The sequence below is a fragment of the Enterobacter sp. R4-368 genome (genome assembly GCF_000410515.1).
Taxonomy (GTDB): domain Bacteria; phylum Pseudomonadota; class Gammaproteobacteria; order Enterobacterales; family Enterobacteriaceae; genus Kosakonia.
Window position 1 is genome coordinate 2867044 of record NC_021500.1, and the last position, 16394, is coordinate 2883437.

The 16394-nt window shown below is 51.1% G+C and carries 18 protein-coding genes; 14 read left to right on the plus strand and 4 right to left on the minus strand.

Annotated elements, in window-relative coordinates:
• The first annotated feature begins 2 nt into the window (after window positions 1-2).
• The 11 genes from rfaC (at window position 3) to coaD (ending at window position 11553) form a co-directional block, all read left to right on the plus strand.
• Entirely contained in the window at window positions 3-971 is a 969-nt protein-coding gene (rfaC, locus tag H650_RS13465; protein ID WP_020455741.1) for a lipopolysaccharide heptosyltransferase RfaC, read from the plus strand.
• A 22-nt stretch (window positions 972-993) separates the two neighbouring features.
• Complete coding sequence (gene rfaQ / locus H650_RS13470) at window positions 994-2058, plus strand: putative lipopolysaccharide heptosyltransferase III (RefSeq protein ID WP_020455742.1); 1065 nt, start codon at window positions 994-996, stop codon at window positions 2056-2058.
• A complete protein-coding gene (locus H650_RS13475; RefSeq protein WP_020455743.1) occupies window positions 2055-3194 on the plus strand; it encodes a glycosyltransferase family 4 protein in 1140 nt (379 codons plus the stop codon). Before rfaQ ends, H650_RS13475 begins: the two co-directional genes overlap by 4 nt.
• On the plus strand, window positions 3184-4416 hold the full coding sequence (gene rfaL, locus H650_RS13480; protein ID WP_020455744.1) for an O-antigen ligase RfaL: 1233 nt from the start codon (window positions 3184-3186) through the stop codon (window positions 4414-4416). The genes H650_RS13475 and rfaL overlap by 11 nt, the downstream gene beginning before the upstream one ends.
• A 111-nt stretch (window positions 4417-4527) precedes the next feature.
• Complete coding sequence (locus H650_RS13485; RefSeq protein ID WP_020455745.1) at window positions 4528-5529, plus strand: glycosyltransferase family 9 protein; 1002 nt, start codon at window positions 4528-4530, stop codon at window positions 5527-5529.
• On the plus strand, window positions 5529-6632 hold the full coding sequence (locus H650_RS13490) for a glycosyltransferase family 4 protein (RefSeq protein WP_020455746.1): 1104 nt from the start codon (window positions 5529-5531) through the stop codon (window positions 6630-6632). The genes H650_RS13485 and H650_RS13490 overlap by 1 nt, the downstream gene beginning before the upstream one ends.
• On the plus strand, window positions 6629-7801 hold the full coding sequence (locus tag H650_RS13495) for a glycosyltransferase (protein ID WP_020455747.1): 1173 nt from the start codon (window positions 6629-6631) through the stop codon (window positions 7799-7801). Before H650_RS13490 ends, H650_RS13495 begins: the two co-directional genes overlap by 4 nt.
• A gap of 2 nt (window positions 7802-7803) precedes the next feature.
• Window positions 7804-8934, plus strand: coding sequence for a glycosyltransferase (locus tag H650_RS13500; RefSeq protein WP_020455748.1), 1131 nt, complete (start codon window positions 7804-7806; stop codon window positions 8932-8934).
• A gap of 91 nt (window positions 8935-9025) precedes the next feature.
• On the plus strand, window positions 9026-10300 hold the full coding sequence (gene waaA / locus H650_RS13505) for a lipid IV(A) 3-deoxy-D-manno-octulosonic acid transferase (RefSeq protein ID WP_020455749.1): 1275 nt from the start codon (window positions 9026-9028) through the stop codon (window positions 10298-10300).
• Window positions 10300-11070, plus strand: coding sequence for a glycosyltransferase family 2 protein (locus tag H650_RS13510; RefSeq protein WP_020455750.1), 771 nt, complete (start codon window positions 10300-10302; stop codon window positions 11068-11070). Before waaA ends, H650_RS13510 begins: the two co-directional genes overlap by 1 nt.
• 3 nt (window positions 11071-11073) lie before the next feature.
• Complete coding sequence (gene coaD, locus H650_RS13515) at window positions 11074-11553, plus strand: pantetheine-phosphate adenylyltransferase (protein ID WP_020455751.1); 480 nt, start codon at window positions 11074-11076, stop codon at window positions 11551-11553.
• Between the two features lie 12 nt (window positions 11554-11565).
• On the opposite strand, the gene mutM is transcribed toward coaD, so the two are convergent.
• The 4 genes from mutM to radC all read right to left on the minus strand — a co-directional run bounded on the left by mutM (window position 11566) and on the right by radC (window position 13760).
• Window positions 11566-12375 carry a bifunctional DNA-formamidopyrimidine glycosylase/DNA-(apurinic or apyrimidinic site) lyase gene (gene mutM, locus H650_RS13520; protein ID WP_020455752.1) on the minus strand — a complete coding sequence of 270 codons (810 nt, stop codon included), beginning with the start codon at window positions 12373-12375 and terminating at the stop codon, window positions 11566-11568.
• Between the two features lie 75 nt (window positions 12376-12450).
• The gene (gene rpmG, locus H650_RS13525) at window positions 12451-12618 is read right to left on the minus strand and encodes a 50S ribosomal protein L33 (RefSeq protein WP_003024094.1); all 168 of its coding nucleotides are present in this window, start codon (window positions 12616-12618) and stop codon (window positions 12451-12453) included.
• Window positions 12619-12638: 20 nt separating this feature from the next.
• Window positions 12639-12875, minus strand: a complete 237-nt coding sequence (rpmB, locus tag H650_RS13530) for a 50S ribosomal protein L28 (RefSeq protein ID WP_002436699.1) — start codon at window positions 12873-12875, stop codon at window positions 12639-12641.
• Window positions 12876-13091: 216 nt separating this feature from the next.
• Window positions 13092-13760 carry a RadC family protein gene (gene radC, locus H650_RS13535; RefSeq protein WP_020455753.1) on the minus strand — a complete coding sequence of 223 codons (669 nt, stop codon included), beginning with the start codon at window positions 13758-13760 and terminating at the stop codon, window positions 13092-13094.
• A gap of 173 nt (window positions 13761-13933) precedes the next feature.
• Between radC and coaBC the strand changes: the two genes are divergently transcribed.
• The 3 genes from coaBC (at window position 13934) to slmA (ending at window position 16302) form a co-directional block, all read left to right on the plus strand.
• Window positions 13934-15145 (plus strand): bifunctional phosphopantothenoylcysteine decarboxylase/phosphopantothenate--cysteine ligase CoaBC, encoded by a 1212-nt coding sequence (gene coaBC, locus H650_RS13540; protein WP_025263794.1) that lies wholly within the window; start codon window positions 13934-13936, stop codon window positions 15143-15145.
• The gene (gene dut / locus H650_RS13545; RefSeq protein ID WP_044489527.1) at window positions 15123-15581 is read left to right on the plus strand and encodes a dUTP diphosphatase; all 459 of its coding nucleotides are present in this window, start codon (window positions 15123-15125) and stop codon (window positions 15579-15581) included. The genes coaBC and dut overlap by 23 nt, the downstream gene beginning before the upstream one ends.
• A 124-nt stretch (window positions 15582-15705) precedes the next feature.
• On the plus strand, window positions 15706-16302 hold the full coding sequence (gene slmA, locus H650_RS13550) for a nucleoid occlusion factor SlmA (RefSeq protein ID WP_017458168.1): 597 nt from the start codon (window positions 15706-15708) through the stop codon (window positions 16300-16302).
• The last annotated feature ends 92 nt before the right edge of the window (window positions 16303-16394 follow it).

Genomic DNA, 16394 nt, shown 5'->3' on the forward strand with positions numbered 1-16394 from the left:
CGATGCGGGTATTGATCGTTAAAACCTCGTCGATGGGTGATGTGCTGCATACGCTGCCCGCGCTCACCGACGCCGCGCAGGCGATTCCTGGCATCCGTTTTGACTGGGTGGTGGAAGAGGGTTTCGCCCAGATCCCCGCCTGGCACGCCGCCGTCGAGCGCGTTATTCCGGTGGCGATCCGCCGCTGGCGCAAAGCCTGGTTTTCCGCCCCCATTGCCGCCGAGCGTAAAGCCTTTCGCCAGGCGGTACAGGCTGAGCGGTACGACGCGATTATTGATGCGCAAGGGCTGGTGAAAAGCGCCGCGCTGGTCACCCGACTGGCGCATGGTGTGAAGCACGGCATGGACTGGCGCACCGCGCGCGAGCCCTTAGCGAGCCTGTTTTACAATCGCCATCACCACATTGCTAAACAGCAACATGCGGTTGAGCGCACCCGCGAATTATTCGCCAAAAGCCTCGGTTATACCAAACCGCAAACGCAGGGTGATTACGCCATCGCCCGCCATTTTGCTGTCGCCGACGCGGCGCATTCGCCCTATGCCGTGTTCTTACACGCCACCACCCGCGATGATAAACACTGGCCGGAAGCGCACTGGCGCGAGCTACTTAATTTGCTGGCTGACAGCGGCTTACGCATAAAGTTACCGTGGGGCGCGCCGCATGAAGAAGCCCGCGCGAAACGGCTGGCGCAAGGGCTGGATTTTGTCGACGTCTTGCCGCGGATGAGCCTTGAGAATGTGGCGCGGGAACTGGCAGGCGCGCGGTTTGTCGTCTCGGTTGATACCGGTTTAAGCCATCTTACCGCTGCGCTGGACAGGCCGAACGTCACGCTTTATGGCCCAACGGATCCTGGTTTAATTGGCGGATATGGGCGTAATCAGGTAATCTGTCGCCCTTCTGACAGCCGGTCATTACATGACCTGCCCGGCAGCGATGTGTTCCGTCAGCTAAAAGACGCACACATAATTTAATCATGTCGAGTTAGGTACTTTCATGCCTGAATTTAAACGTATTCTTGTGACCAAACTGAGGCATCACGGCGATGTTCTACTGACATCACCCATTTTCACCACCTTACGTCGTCATTATCCTAACGCCCAAATAGACGTTATCGTCTATGCTGAAACTGCTGATATGCTGACCCTGCACCCAGCGATTAATAACGTATTGATAATTGACCGTAAATGGAAAAAGCTTGGTGTGTGGAGACATTTTCTAAAAGAACTAGCACTTATTCGCCATATCAAAAGTCAGCACTATGATCTGCTTTTGCATTTGACAGAAAGCATGCGCGGCTTCTGGTTCGCCCAACTCGGTAGGATCCCCCATGGAGTAACCTTCTACAACGAAAACAGAAAGCGGTTGTTTTTCTGGAGAAAAAAGTTTCAGAAGCAAGTCAAACGTATTCATCTTCGTCATACAGTTGAAGGCCATCTGGATACACTTCGGGTGCTGGGTTTACAGCCTACGATAGAAGAACGCAAGCTGGTATTGGTTGCCGGAGAAGCTGCAGAGCGAGGGGTAAAAGATAAGCTATATGCCGCAGGCTGGCAGAACCAACCTTACGTTGTAGTCCATCCAACTTCACGTTGGATGTTCAAATGCTGGAACACTAAAGATGTCGCCGCAATTATGGAATATCTCAGCCACCAAGGTAAAACTGTTGTACTGAGCGCCGCGCCGTCAAAAGAAGAGATGAAGATGGTGGAAGATCTTCGCGCCCTCGTTACCACGCCATTTCTTGATCTGTCCGGAACCATGTCCCTGAAGGAGTTGGCCGCTTTAATTCAACATGCAGATATGCTCTTCGGCGTCGATTCGGTGCCAATGCACATTGCTGCAGCGATGCAAACGCCAGTGGTAGCATTATTTGGGCCTACCGGGGACAAAGAATGGGGCCCATGGATGGTTAAAAGTGAAGTTGTAACCTCTAAACATCATCCCTGTCGTCCCTGCGGACAAGCAGGCTGCGCCAATAGCCATATCTGCGACTGTCTGGTGCAGCTACCCAGAAGCCAGGTGATTGAAGCAATAAATACCATCCAGGTTAGCCAATGAAGCTTGCTATTGTCAGACAAAAATACCGACCTGATGGGGGAGCCGAGCGCTTTGTCTCCAGAGCATTAAGTGCCCTGCGCGATAAAAGCGATTTAGATATCAGCATTATTACTCGTCAATGGGAAACTGGTTCCAGCACAGATTATCATGTCATTACCTGTGACCCGCCGGCAAAAAATCGCCTACAACGCGAAATAAATTTCGCGCGTGAAGCACAGAGCCATTTTGCCGCATTTGATATTGTACAGAGCCATGAACGCATTCCCGGCTGTACTATTTATCGTGCTGGCGACGGCGTACATCGTGAATGGCTGAACATTCGCTCACGCACGATGAATCCGCTACAAAAGCTAGTCCAATCACTTTCCAGCTTCCACCGCTATCAGCTTCGCCAGGAAAAAGCGATGTTTGAACATCCAGCGTTGGAAAAAGTGATTTGTAACTCAGCTATGGTGAAAGCGGAGATTGTCGCTCACTTTGCTATTGATCCCAATAAGATCCATGTGATTTACAACTGTATCGATACCAATATATGGAATCCATCGTTGATTTCCGTACATCGCCAGCCAATGCGTGAGCGCTACGCCATCCCGCAAGATGCCACATTAATGCTGTTCGTAGGTTCCGGCTTTGAGCGTAAGGGGTTGGATGTCGCAATCAGAGCGATTGCGGAACATCCACTTGCGTGGCTATTGGTGGTAGGAAATGACCGCAAGTCCATGCGTTATAAGAAACAGGCCCGCATCCTGGGCTGTGAATCACGGCTGGTTTTTGCGGGCGTGCAGAAAGAGACTGCTCCGTTTTATGCAATGGCTGACGCCTTAATTCAGCCAACGCGTTATGATCCTTTTCCGAATACGATCCTGGAAGCGATGGCCTGTGGATTACCGGTATTGACTTCAGATAAATGTGGAGGAAAAGAATTTATTGATACTGGAATAAATGGATATGTTTTCGATGCGCTGGACTGGGCCTCTTTTTCCGGTGCTATTGGAAAATTACAAAATGGATTTGACTATAATTTTGCCAGAAAGACCTCTTTCAATAAAGTGGTAAATCTGACTGCAAGCTATATTTCTAATGAACTTTATAATTTATATCTTACTGTAATTGAGAATAAAAAGAATGGTATTTAATTCGCTCTTTAATGGAAGTAGAAAAGAATCCTTGCCACTCTATTTGGTGGGATTATTTATTGCGCTTAACTTTACAGCCGAATTGACAAAATTTAAAAATTTGACTGTTATTTTAATGGTTGCAACGGCGATATATTTTTTATTCAAAAATTATCGCCTTGCTCTGGCTCCACTAAAGAACAATCTTTTTGTTAGTGTTATTTTTTTTGTTCTCACAATATTTTATTCGCTATTTATTTCTATAGATTCGCAGATCAGCTTTGACAGTATGAATAAACCCATACTAAATAGTATTTTACTTTTCTCATTTGTACTACCTATTGTTTTACACAAAAATTCTGCGGTTCAAATCGCCAAAATGATACTGCTGTCGATTGCTGCTGGCCTCGTGATTACCTGTACACGAGACCTTTTAATGTATATTGATGAATATCGCCAGGGGATTATACCCTTTACTGAAATGACTCATCGCGACCTTTCTGATAGCTATGTTTTATGCTTCCCGGTTATTCTTAGCCTTTGGTATATTTATAAAAAGAATACCCTAACACACTGGGCTTGTTTAATTATCGCCACAATGATCACCATAACATTTATGCTAGGTACTTTTACGCGTGGCTTATGGCTTTCAGTAGTGGTAATGAGCGCAATTGTCATTACTTTTAATAAAGAAAAAATGCTGGCCTTTATGGGTATGACAGCATTAATTTGCGGTGCAGTAACACTGGTCTCTTATGATCATACTCAGGAGCACCTACTGACAAAAAAAATGGAGCAAACGTCTAGCAGCAACCGCTATGGCGGAGGTACACAGGGAACGGCACTGGAACTTATTCTGCAAAACCCCATTAAGGGCTATGGCTTTGGTAATAGCCTGTTCCATCGCATTTATAACGATCAGGTCAAGAACCATCCTGAATGGATTTATAAACAGTCTTTAGGTCCCCATAATGTCTTTTTGGCTATCTGGTTTGCTGCAGGTATTGTTGGCTTGCTAGCGCTAATTACCCTGACGCTGAGCACCATTAACTACGCCTATAGAGCATTTGTGGCGAGCAGATCGAATATTATAACAGCACAGGCGGTGCTGTTACTGATGGTATCGTTTATCGGCTGGGTTATTGTTCGAGGAACATTTGAAAATGTCTATTTGAATGTACTTGGCATTCATTTTGGATTACTCATGGCACTGGGGTTCAGGATTAAAGTTGAGAATACCTGAATAACTGTAACCGTAATTAGCCGACTATGTCACGATAGTCGGCTACTCCTACCGTGACTCATCTGTAGCCGCTAGTGTACAATGTGAAAAAGTGTGATAGCAGGTCCGCTTATGCAGCCCCAAAAAATCCTTGTCATAAACATTGCTCGCTTTGGCGACACTTTATTAATAACACCGGTATTAAAAGCATTAAAAACGAAGTGGCCTACGGCCATACTGGATGTGTTCGCGCATAAAAAAACAGCCTCGGTGATCGAAAATCTACCTTGGGTGAATACTGTTCGCCCCTTCTCCAAGAAAAAAGCGGCATGGATGAAATATTTCCACCGACGGCAGTATGATCTGGCGCTGGTATACGGTAGTGATGATGCACTGGTGGAGTACGCCAAACGCGTTTCCACACTGACGGTTTCTTTCTCTGACGAAACTGGTAACGCCAACTGGTGCACGGTAGCCCCGCCGAAACAGTTAATGCCAGCCCAGCAGGAACGAGCGTTGCTAGCTCAAGCCGTCGGCGTTGAGATCACCGATTGGCGCCTCTGTTATTGTGTTACGCCACAAGAACTGGACTCTGCACGCCAGTTTTTGACTAAAAACAATCTGCGTGGTAAGCGTTTGATCGGTTTTCAATTGCAAAGCTTTCCTGCAAAGGCCTATCGAGACTGGCCGATCTCCTCTTTTAAGGAGATAGCGAACCGTCTGTTACAGGCATATCCCGACAGTCATATACTTTTATTAGGCGGGCCTGAAGGAAAAACTACCGCTGCTGCACTGGCCTCTGAACTGGGTGCCTCCGCCACGTCGCTCGCAGGGAAGCTGACAATGAGACAAAACGCAGCGGTGATGAGCCAGCTTTCTCTTTATCTGGGTGTGGATACCGGCCCTACTCATCTTGCTGGTGCCTTGGGTATCCCAATGGTAGCGATGTACCACGCCTTCCATCCAGGAAGGTATCTTTCGCCACAACAGCACCCTGGTCTGGTTGTTATCGAACATCCTGTTGACTATTCTGACGCCAGCCGTGAAGAGCCAATGTCAAAGATTGATGTTGATACTGTCTGGAATGCGGTCAATACGCTGCTCGCGAAACACATTGATCTAAAGGTAAGCTAATGAAAATTGGATTTGTGGATGTGACCATAACAACTTCTTATGGAGGCATCCAAACTGCGGTCTGGGAACTTGCAAAAGCCCTGGCTGACCTTGGTCATGAGGTATTTCTTTATGGAGGAGAAGGGGACATTCGCCATGATGTTGCGAGTTATGCAATTACCGTACGAACCTATCCTTATACACCACGAGAAAAGGTGATTAATCTCGGACGCCGGTTCCAGCGAATCGTTGAACGCCTTTCTATGGCACGGCATGCCCGAAAAGCGGTCGTGAAGGATGATCTGGACTGGGTCATTCTTACCAAACCTTTCGATTTCTTTTGGCCACATCTGATGCCTGCGTCCAGCAAGACGCGTTTCTGCTATATGAGTGGAGGCACCAGTTTTTTTAGGTTTGATCGCCGCCTGGCTAAACGAATTGACGCCTGGGTGGCATGTAGTGAATTTAATGCCTGGCAGATTCAGCATCACTTTAAGCACTTCCCGCATGTGATTTATAACGGTGTGGACATCCATAAGTTTACTCCTGCAACTGGTAGTATTCGTCGGGCGCTGGACATTGATGATGACAAGTTTTTACTGGTTTTTGCCGGGCGGCTTGTCGGGTGGAAAGGCCTTTATTACGTTTTGAAAGCACTGGCGCTATTGCAGGACGAGCGGGTACGCTTTCTCATTGTTGGTAATGGTGAAGAACTGACAAAACTACAGGCACAAGCTCGGGCTCTTGGTGTGGACAAACAGGTTATTTTCCACGAGCCAGTTGCGCATTCAGCTCTGCCAGCGTTTTATAGAAGCGGTGATGCAGGTATTTTCCCCAGCACTGGCGATGAAGCTTTTGGTATTACTATTGCTGAAGCGATGGCTTGCGGATTACCCGTGATAGGTAGCTATATTGGTGGTATTCCGGAAGTGATTGGCAATGAAGGCTCAGCTGGATTACTGGTTTCTCCTGGCCACCCTGAAGCAATTGCTGATGCCATCCGTAAATTGATGGAAGACGGCGAACACCGTCGGACAATGGGGCATAACGCACGTCAGCGTATCGAAAATCTCTACACCTGGCACCACTCAGCTCAACGTTTACTTTCGGCGCTCGACCAATGATCAAACTTGCCTATATCGATCCCTATGCGGTGCCGGACATCCGCGTTGCATCACTGCAAATTTTGCAGAATGTGGATGCTTTTGCGCGACACGATATGCAAGTCTTTGTTGTCACGCCCCCCAGCCATACCACGGTTGAAAGTCTACTGGGTCGCTCCGTTTCGGAAGGCGTCGTTTTCTCACCTTTAAATGACCCACGTGGAAAATGGTATTTTCCTTTTAATACTCAGAAAATATTTTTTCTAATGGTCCGCCGCTGGCTGAAGCGCAACCCCGTCGATGCAATTTATACTCGTAATCTAAAAATGGCCCGTTTCCTGCTCAGCCAGAAGCTGGGCATTCCGGTTATCTTTGAAAGCCACGAGATATTTGCTCAGAGTTTTAAGGAGTCTCATGATCTCAGCCAAGCAAAGAACCAGCGCAAGTACCAGATTCTGCTGGAAAATGAGCATTTTGTTTACCAGAATGCGGCGGCAATTGTTGTCTTGACGTCTTTCCTTGAAGAGGATATTCGCCGCCACTACAACGTCGATACTCCTTGTATCGTTAGCCCCGACGGCGTGGACAGCGTGGCAGCAAATGAGGCACTGAAGACAGTCTCACAGTTACCTTCTATACCCGTATCAATTTTTTATCTCGGCAGCCTCCATCCCTGGAAAGGTATCCCAACAGCTATCAGCGCAATGCGTCACGTAACCGGTGCAAAGCTAACAATTGCAGGAGGTAACGCGGAACAGATCACAACGCTTTCCGCGTTGGCACAGCAGGAAGGTGTGGCAGCTAAAATCGATTTTCTCGGTTATGTGAATCCACGCCAGCGCTTCCATGAGATAGCCCGCCATGATATTTGCATTTTGCCACTGACCAAAACCAGCATTGCCAGCCGATATACCTCACCACTTAAACTATTTGAATATATGGCGATGGGTAAAGCAATTGTGATTGCCGACCTACCGTCAATCCGTGAAGTCGTGGATGAATCAAGCGTCTTTTTCGTCGAAAGCGAAAACAGTGAAGAGCTGGGGAGCGTACTCCAGCGCGTAGTCGATGATAGAGATGAAGCGCAAAAACGCGCGAATGCGGCGCTGGAGCTGGCGAAAACATTCACCTGGGATCACCGCGCACAACAGATTTCCCGCATTATTCATCATCTGCTACGGCAAAATTGATAATGAAAAAATCACTCATATTTACCGTTCCGCCAATCCATTCAATCCCGCCTCGCCATGCCGCTGCGGTGGAGTGGTGGGTCTATAACGTAGCTACCAGGTTGCACGTTTCGACAGAAATTATTTGTATCCGTAAAGGCGAAGTGCAGCAAGAAAGTATCACCCCGCATTGTTCGATCTACCGCATTGGTATTGGCCGCATCTACAAACGTATTTTTCAAAAATGGACCCGCTGGGACCCACTTTCTTATGCATGGCGACTGGTTCGTCGAGCTCGTAGCCTGCGAGCTGAACGGCAAACACTGATCGTGCATAATTCGATTCATCTTTATACGACGGCTGCGCGCTATTATCCTGAACAGGACATGATTCTACATATGCATAATATGCAGGATACCGACAAGCTAACCAGTGCGGTAAAGATTATTGTTCCCAGCCAGTTTCTGGCTCGCTGGTACAAAGAAAAGGTTCCCGGTGCAGATGTAAAAGTTGTGCCTAATGGTATTGATGTCGAACTTTACGCTGATGGCGATCGCTGGTCACGAGAAAAGTTTGCCCTGACTGAAACCGATACTGTGATTCTTTATGCCGGGAGGTTGTCGCCAGAAAAGGGACCGCTGGAACTGATGCGGGCCGTGCATCAATTGAATCAGTCCGGGCAACAGCTAAAGCTGGTGATTATCGGCGATCCAAAAGCGAACAGTAGTGGCCCGCGAGCGAAATATCAAAAAGAGATTCGTGAGATGGCTCAGACCATGGGCAGTAATTGTATTCTCGCGGGTAGCGTTGCACCGGCAGATATGCATAAGGTCTACGCAATCGGCGATTTAACCGTGGTGCCTTCTCGCTTTGAAGAACCATTCTGCATGGTGGCGCTTGAATCCATGGCCTCCGGCATCCCGGTACTGGTCAGCCCTCGCGGCGGAATTTCAGAATTTGTTATCGACGGGAAAACCGGATTTGTAATGCGGGAACCACTCTCAACAACCTCGATGGCAGAAGATATTCAGGCAACGCTCAATCGGGCGGACCTCCAGTCGGTAGCCCTGCATGCCCGGAAAGAAACCCTTGCTGGTTATGGCTGGCAGACAGTGGCTGATAAACTTAGCGCTGCTTTGAAGGGGTGGCGGTAAGCCGTTACCCTGTCAGGCCGGAAAGGTATAGCTTTAGCCGCCCTAAATGCTTAGAATTTGCCCGCCGAATCTTAAAAAAACGGATAGTCGCTTGGAATTGTTGTATACCACCCTGCTTTACTTAATTCAGCCTCTGGTGTGGTTGCGATTATTACTTCGCAGCCGCAAAGCCCCCGCTTACCGCAAACGCTGGGCTGAACGCTATGGTTTTTGTCGTAACAAAGTGAAGCCGGACGGTATTCTGCTGCATTCCGTCTCCGTGGGAGAAACGCTGGCGGCGATCCCGCTGGTACGCGCACTGCGCCATCGCTACCCTTCGCTGCCCATCACCGTGACCACCATGACGCCAACCGGCTCGGAACGGGTGATGTCGGCGTTTGGCAAAGACGTACATCATGTTTATCTCCCGTACGATCTGCCCTGCGCCATGAACCGTTTTCTCAACAATGTTCGCCCGAAGCTGGTGATCGTGATGGAAACCGAACTGTGGCCGAACATGATTTCCGCGCTGAAAGCGCGCCAAATCCCCCTGGTTATCGCTAACGCACGGCTGTCAGAACGCTCGGCAAAAGGTTACGGCAAGTTGGGCAAATTTATGCGCCGCCTGCTGAGCAAAATCACCCTGATTGCCGCGCAAAACCAGGAAGATGCCGACCGTTTTCTGCAATTAGGCTTAAAGCGCAGCCAGTTGACCGTGACCGGCAGCCTGAAATTTGATATCTCCGTAACGCCAGAACTCGCTGCACGCGCAATAACGCTGCGCCGCCAGTGGGCACCACGCCGCCAGGTGTGGATTGCTACCAGCACGCACGACGGCGAAGAAGCGATTATTTTACAGGCGCACCGCAAGCTGCTGGAAACCTTCCCTGATTTACTGTTGATTCTGGTGCCCCGCCACCCGGAACGCTTCCCGGATGCGCGCAATTTGGCGCAGAAAGCCGGTTTCAGCTACACCTTGCGCAGCTCGGGCGAAATCCCTTCCAGCAGCACACAGGTAGTGATCGGCGACACGATGGGTGAACTGATGTTGCTGTATGGTATCGCCGATCTGGCGTTTGTCGGCGGCAGCCTGGTTGAACGCGGCGGCCACAACCCGCTGGAGCCCGCCGCGCACGCGATTCCCGTGCTGATGGGGCCACATACGTTTAATTTCAAAGATATCTGCGCACGTCTGCAGGAAGCGGAAGGGTTGATCACCGTCACCGATGCGGATTCGCTGGTGAAAGAGGTGTCGACCCTGCTGACGGATGAAGATTACCGTTTATGGTACGGCCGCCACGCGGTGGAAGTGCTGCACCAGAACCAGGGCGCGCTGGCGCGCCTGCTGCAACTTCTGCAACCGTATTTGCCTCAGCGGAGCCATTAATGTCCAAACGTTTGTCGGTGGTGATGATCGCCAAAAACGCGGCGGATCTGCTGCCCGATTGTCTGGCATCCGTTGCCTGGGCGGATGAAATTGTGCTGCTGGATTCCGGCAGCAGCGACGATACAGTGGGCATTGCCAGCCGCGCGGGCGCCAAAGTCTTCACCCATACTGACTGGTCGGGTTACGGCGTACAGCGCCAGCTGGCACAGCGCTACGCCAGCGGCGATTACATCCTGATGCTCGATACCGACGAGCGCGTCACTCCGGAACTCGCAGAGCACATTCGCGCGACACTCGCCGCACCGCAGCCGGGCGCCGTTTACAGCATTGCCCGCCGTAACTATTTCCTTGGCCGCTTTATGCGCCACAGTGGTTGGTATCCGGATCGCGTTACCCGCCTGTACGAGCGCGAGCGCTATCAGTACAACGGTAATCTGGTGCATGAATCGCTGGATGCGCCGCAAGCGCCGGTCATTGCGCTCAGTGGTGATTTGCTGCATCTGACCTGCCGGGATTTCGCCAGCTTTCAGCGTAAACAGTTCAATTACGCCACGGCGTGGGCGCAGGAGCGCCATCAGCTCGGTAAAAAAACGTCGCTACCGGGAATTTTCGCGCATACTTTGGGCGCCTTCGTCAAAACATTGTTACTGCGTGGCGGCGTGCTGGATGGCAAACAGGGCTGGCTGCTGGCAGTGGTTAATGCGCAGTATACTTTCAATAAATACACCGAGCTGTGGGCGCTGAACCACGGTTATTCAGAGAAAGAATAAGCGATGAGCACAAAAGCGATTTATCCCGGCACCTTTGACCCCATCACTAACGGGCATATTGATATTGTGACCCGCGCCGCCACGATGTTTGATGAGGTAGTGTTAGCGATTGCCGCCAGCCCAAGCAAAAAACCGCTGTTTGACCTGCCAGAGCGCGTGGCACTGGCGCAAGCAGCGACGGCACATCTGCCGAATGTTTCCGTGGTGGGGTTTAGCGATTTGATGGCCAATTTTGCCCGTGCCCAGCAGGCAAATATCCTTATTCGCGGTTTGCGGGCGGTAGCGGATTTCGAATATGAGATGCAGCTGGCCCATATGAACCGCCACCTGATGCCGGAGCTGGAAAGCGTCTTTCTTATGCCGTCGAAAGAGTGGTCGTTTATCTCGTCCACGCTGGTCAAAGAAGTGGCGCGCCATCAGGGCGATGTCACCCACTTCCTGCCGCCTGACGTTCACCAGGCGCTGTTAGAGAAGCTTAAGTAAGCTTTCTGGTTCTTATTTCTGGCAGCGTCGGCAGTAAAACGTTGAGCGCTGTGCATGCTTTGCGGCAACAATCGGCGTGCTGCAGACGCGACAAAGTTCCCCTTCCCGACCATATACCTGCAACTCCTGGGCGAAATAGCCCGGTTTACCGTCGCTTTGTAAAAAGTCTTTTAGCGTGGTTCCGCCCTGTTCGATAGAGCGCAGCAGCACTGCTTTGATCACCCGCACCAGAATTTCGCACTCCTGCGCCGAGAGTGACGAAGCCAGCCGATCGGGATGAATCCCGGCGGCAAACAGCGATTCGCTGGCGTAGATATTCCCCACGCCGACCACCAGCTTGTTATCCATGAGCCAGGGTTTAATGGCGGTTTTCTTCTTCGCGCATTTCTGCTGGAAATATTCAGCGTTGAAAGCGTCGCTGAGCGGCTCCGGGCCGAGATGCGCGAGCACATTGTGGCCTTCCAGCTCTTTCGTCCACAGCCACGCGCCAAAACGACGTGGATCGGTGTAGCGCAGCACTTTGCCGTTGCTCATCACCAAATCGACGTGGTCGTGTTTTTCAGCAGGTAACTCATGGGGAAGAATACGCAGGCTACCGGACATGCCAAGGTGAATAATGATCCAGCCGTCGGGCAATTCGAGCAGCAAATATTTGGCGCGGCGCTGAACGCTCAGTACCGGTTTGTCGCTCAGACTGTGGATCTCTTCGGAAACAGGCCAGCGCAATCGCCCGTTGCGCACCACCGCATGAAGAATGGTTTCGCCAACAAGGTGCGGTTCAATACCTCTGCGGCTGGTTTCGACTTCGGGTAATTCAGGCATCTCGTCTCCGGTTTATGGGTGGTCAGAAATGCAAAAACCCCGACAGAGCGGGGTTTTTGTGCAAGAAAACTAAAATTATTTGATTTTAGCTTCTTTGTACAGCACGTGCTGACGGACAACTGGATCGAATTTTTTCAGTTCCAGTTTTTCCGGCTTAGTACGTTTGTTCTTCGTGGTGGTGTAGAAGTGACCAGTACCAGCGGAAGAAACCAGCTTGATTTTCTCACGAATACCTTTAGCCATGATTTATATCCTTTAAGTACTTAGTACTTTTCGCCACGGGCACGCAGTTCAGACAGAACTGTATCGATGCCTTTCTTATCAATTACACGCATACCTTTAGCAGATACACGCAGGGTGACAAAACGCTTTTCGCTCTCAACCCAGAAACGGTGAGAGTGCAGGTTCGGCAGGAAACGGCGTTTAGTCGCGTTCAGTGCGTGGGAACGGTTGTTACCGGTCACCGGACGCTTGCCAGTAACTTGGCAGACTCGGGACATGTCTATTCTCCAAAAATCAAATTAGCTCGAGCTTCGTATGGGGTATCGGCGCCTCGTCAGGCTTTACAGCCCGGTCATCGCAGTTCTATGTGAACCCTCGATTGCCAGGCCCAAATGCCAAACCCGAGATTCTCAAAGGTGGCGTAGTATACGCTGAGTCGGCGGTGTGCTCAAGTCCCGAACAGACAAAGATCCCGATGGATCGCGCAAAGTGGTCTAAATCCAGCCACGTTCGGCAAAAGAAACGTACTCACCGCGACCAATAACCAGATGATCGAGCACCCGGATGTCCATGAACTGGCAGCATTTTATTACCCGCTCAGTGATCTGCCTGTCCGCTTTGCTCGGCTCAGCGTTACCAGAGGGGTGATTATGCGCGAGGATCACGGCGGCCGCATTGACTTTTAACGCTTCACGCAAAATTTCTCGCGGATGCACCTCAACCTGGTTAATCGTGCCGGTAAAAAGCCGACAATGTTTAAGTATCCGGTTCTGGTTATCCATCAGGATCACCATAAAGATCTCGCGCTCTTCGCCCGCAAGCTGGCTTTGTAAAAACTCGCGCGTCATTTCCGGGCTCAGCAGTGAGCTCTCTTCCAGCAGGCGCGCATTATAATAGCGCCGCGCCAGTTCGCCGATACCCCGCAGTTGAGCGTATTTGGCAAGGCCAATGCCATGCACCTCTTTAAAATCATCAAGATCGGCGGAGAGCAGCGTATACAACGAACCAAACTGCTTGAGCATTTCACGCGCGACGGTGAGCACGCTTTTTCCCTGGGTTCCGGTGCGCAAAAAAAGCGCCAGCAGTTCCACGTCAGTCAGTGACTCAATACCGAACTTCATCATTTTTTCACGCGGTTTTTGAGGCGTAAAAACAATATCCATATTCATTTCTCCTTCGCTCCCGCCAATGCTGCCATAGCTGCCATCTCGCTTCGACCAGGGAGTCATATCTCTGCGTAGCGCCTCGCAAAGTGGTTTATGGGCAACAGCACGACAACACCAGGATTGTGATAAAATGCCCAGCTTCTGGTGAAATCCAACAGGAAAGAATCATGATCAGTCTGGCGGGTAAAAAGATTGTCCTCGGCGTGAGCGGCGGTATTGCGGCCTATAAAGCGCCCGAACTGGTGCGCCGTTTGCGCGATCGCGGAGCAGAAGTCCGTGTCGCAATGACCGAGGCGGCAAAAGCCTTTATTACGCCGATGAGCCTACAGGCCGTTTCCGGTTATCCGGTGTCTGACAGCCTGCTTGATCCCGCAGCTGAAGCGGCAATGGGCCATATTGAGCTGGGCAAATGGGCTGATTTAGTGATTCTCGCCCCCGCCACCGCGGATTTGATCGCCCGCGTTGCTGCCGGTATGGCAAACGACCTGGTCTCCACGATTTGCCTTGCCACACCGTCGCCTGTCGCCGTTGTTCCCGCGATGAATCAGCAGATGTACCGCGCCGCCGCCACCCAGCATAATTTGCAGGTGCTGGCCTCGCGCGGGCTGTTGCTGTGGGGCCCGGACAGCGGCAGCCAGGCCTGTGGCGATGTTGGTCCAGGAAGAATGCTCGATCCGCTGACCATTGTGGATATGGCCGCCGCGCATTTCTCACCGGTCAAAGATCTGCAACATCTGAACATCATGATTACCGCCGGTCCGACGCGTGAACCGTTAGATCCGGTGCGTTACATCACTAATCTCAGTTCCGGTAAGATGGGCTTCGCCATTGCCGCCGCTGCTGCAAGCCGCGGTGCGAATGTTACGCTGGTCTCCGGCCCTGTTTCGCTGGCAACGCCGCCGCTGGTACAACGTGTGGATGTGACTACGGCACTGGAGATGGAGGCCGCGGTCCAGAGCCGCGTTCAGCAGCAGAATATTTTTATCGGTTGCGCCGCCGTTGCGGATTATCGCGCCGCCAGCGTCGCTGAAGAAAAAATCAAAAAGCAAGGCGATGAAATCACGATAAAAATGGTGAAAAACCCGGATATCGTCGCTGGCGTTGCCGCACTTTCTGCTCACCGACCTTATGTTGTTGGGTTTGCTGCCGAAACAAATAATGTGGAAGAATATGCCCGGCAAAAACGCGCCCGCAAAAACCTGGATCTGATTTGCGCCAACGATGTTTCGCAATCGAATCAGGGGTTTAACAGCGACAACAATGCATTACACCTTTTCTGGCAGGATGGCGACAAACGCTTGCCGCTGGAGCGCAAAGAACTTCTGGGACACCTATTACTGGACGAGATCGTTACCCGTTATGATGAAAAAAATCGACGTTAAGATTCTGGACCCGCGCGTTGGCAAGGAATTCCCGCTGCCGACATATGCCACCTCCGGTTCTGCCGGACTTGACCTGCGTGCCTGTCTCGATGACGCCGTAGAGCTGGCGCCTGCCGCAACGACGTTGCTGCCGACCGGTCTGGCAATCCATATTGCCGATCCAACACTGGCTGCGGTCATTCTGCCGCGTTCCGGTCTGGGCCATAAACATGGCGTCGTGCTGGGCAACCTGGTGGGGCTGATTGACTCGGATTACCAGGGGCAATTGATGGTTTCCGTCTGGAACCGCGGCCAGGACAGCTTTACCATCGTGCCGGGTGAACGCATCGCGCAAATGGTCTTTGTGCCGGTCGTTCAGGCAGAATTTAACCTGGTGGAATCCTTTGACGCGACCGAGCGCGGCGAAGGCGGCTTCGGCCATTCCGGGCGCCAATAAGCAGCCCTATTTAACGCATCACACGGCGAAATAACGCGATAACATCACCGCAAACGCACTCCGTTTGCGGCCGCCCTGTGGTTGCTCGCCTGACAAGTGCTTATTTTCAGGGGTATTTTGGAACATGGCAGAAAAACAAACTGCGAAAAGGAATCGTCGCGAGGAAATACTTCAATCTCTGGCTCTGATGCTGGAATCCAGCGATGGAAGCCAGCGTATTACGACGGCAAAACTGGCGGCGTCCGTTGGCGTTTCTGAAGCGGCGCTGTACCGCCACTTCCCCAGTAAAACGCGCATGTTCGACAGCCTGATTGAATTTATCGAAGATAGCCTGATTACCCGTATCAACCTGATTTTAAAAGACGAGAAAGACACAACCGCGCGTCTGCGTCTGATTGTGCTGCTGATTCTGGGCTTTGGTGAACGTAATCCGGGTTTGACACGCATTATGACCGGCCATGCGCTGATGTTCGAACAAGACCGCCTGCAAGGACGCATTAGTCAGCTGTTCGAACGCATTGAAGCACAGCTGCGCCAGGTGCTGCGCGAACGCAAGATGCGTGAAGGCGAAGCCTACGCGACCGATGAAACGTTACTGGCAAGCCAGTTGCTGGCGTTTTGCGAAGGGATGCTGTCACGTTTTGTGCGCAGCGAGTTTAAATACAGCCCGACCGAAGATTTCGACGCCCGCTGGCCGCTGTTGGCCGCACAATTACAGTAATTCCTCATGCAGCCCTTGCGGCTGCATTCTCATTTCCCCGCACTCTGTGAAAAAGCCCAACGTAATTCGTTAAGATGCCAGATGTTGTGGCG

Bases quoted from the DNA above. Each gene is read 5' to 3' on its own strand.
- rfaQ (WP_020455742.1), top strand. From the start codon at position 994: ATGCCTGAATTTAAACGTATTCTTGTGACCAAACTGAGGCATCACGGC.
- rpmB (WP_002436699.1), bottom strand. From the start codon at position 12,875: ATGTCCCGAGTCTGCCAAGTTACTGGCAAGCGTCCGGTGACCGGTAAC.
- H650_RS13490 (WP_020455746.1), top strand. From the start codon at position 5,529: ATGAAAATTGGATTTGTGGATGTGACCATAACAACTTCTTATGGAGGC.
- H650_RS13500 (WP_020455748.1), top strand. From the start codon at position 7,804: ATGAAAAAATCACTCATATTTACCGTTCCGCCAATCCATTCAATCCCG.
- rpmG (WP_003024094.1), bottom strand. From the start codon at position 12,618: ATGGCTAAAGGTATTCGTGAGAAAATCAAGCTGGTTTCTTCCGCTGGT.
- H650_RS13485 (WP_020455745.1), top strand. From the start codon at position 4,528: ATGCAGCCCCAAAAAATCCTTGTCATAAACATTGCTCGCTTTGGCGAC.
- dut (WP_044489527.1), top strand. From the start codon at position 15,123: ATGATGAAAAAAATCGACGTTAAGATTCTGGACCCGCGCGTTGGCAAG.
- H650_RS13510 (WP_020455750.1), top strand. From the start codon at position 10,300: ATGTCCAAACGTTTGTCGGTGGTGATGATCGCCAAAAACGCGGCGGAT.
- slmA (WP_017458168.1), top strand. From the start codon at position 15,706: ATGGCAGAAAAACAAACTGCGAAAAGGAATCGTCGCGAGGAAATACTT.
- mutM (WP_020455752.1), bottom strand. From the start codon at position 12,375: ATGCCTGAATTACCCGAAGTCGAAACCAGCCGCAGAGGTATTGAACCG.
- H650_RS13495 (WP_020455747.1), top strand. From the start codon at position 6,629: ATGATCAAACTTGCCTATATCGATCCCTATGCGGTGCCGGACATCCGC.
- rfaC (WP_020455741.1), top strand. From the start codon at position 3: ATGCGGGTATTGATCGTTAAAACCTCGTCGATGGGTGATGTGCTGCAT.
- radC (WP_020455753.1), bottom strand. From the start codon at position 13,760: ATGGATATTGTTTTTACGCCTCAAAAACCGCGTGAAAAAATGATGAAG.
- rfaL (WP_020455744.1), top strand. From the start codon at position 3,184: ATGGTATTTAATTCGCTCTTTAATGGAAGTAGAAAAGAATCCTTGCCA.
- H650_RS13475 (WP_020455743.1), top strand. From the start codon at position 2,055: ATGAAGCTTGCTATTGTCAGACAAAAATACCGACCTGATGGGGGAGCC.
- coaD (WP_020455751.1), top strand. From the start codon at position 11,074: ATGAGCACAAAAGCGATTTATCCCGGCACCTTTGACCCCATCACTAAC.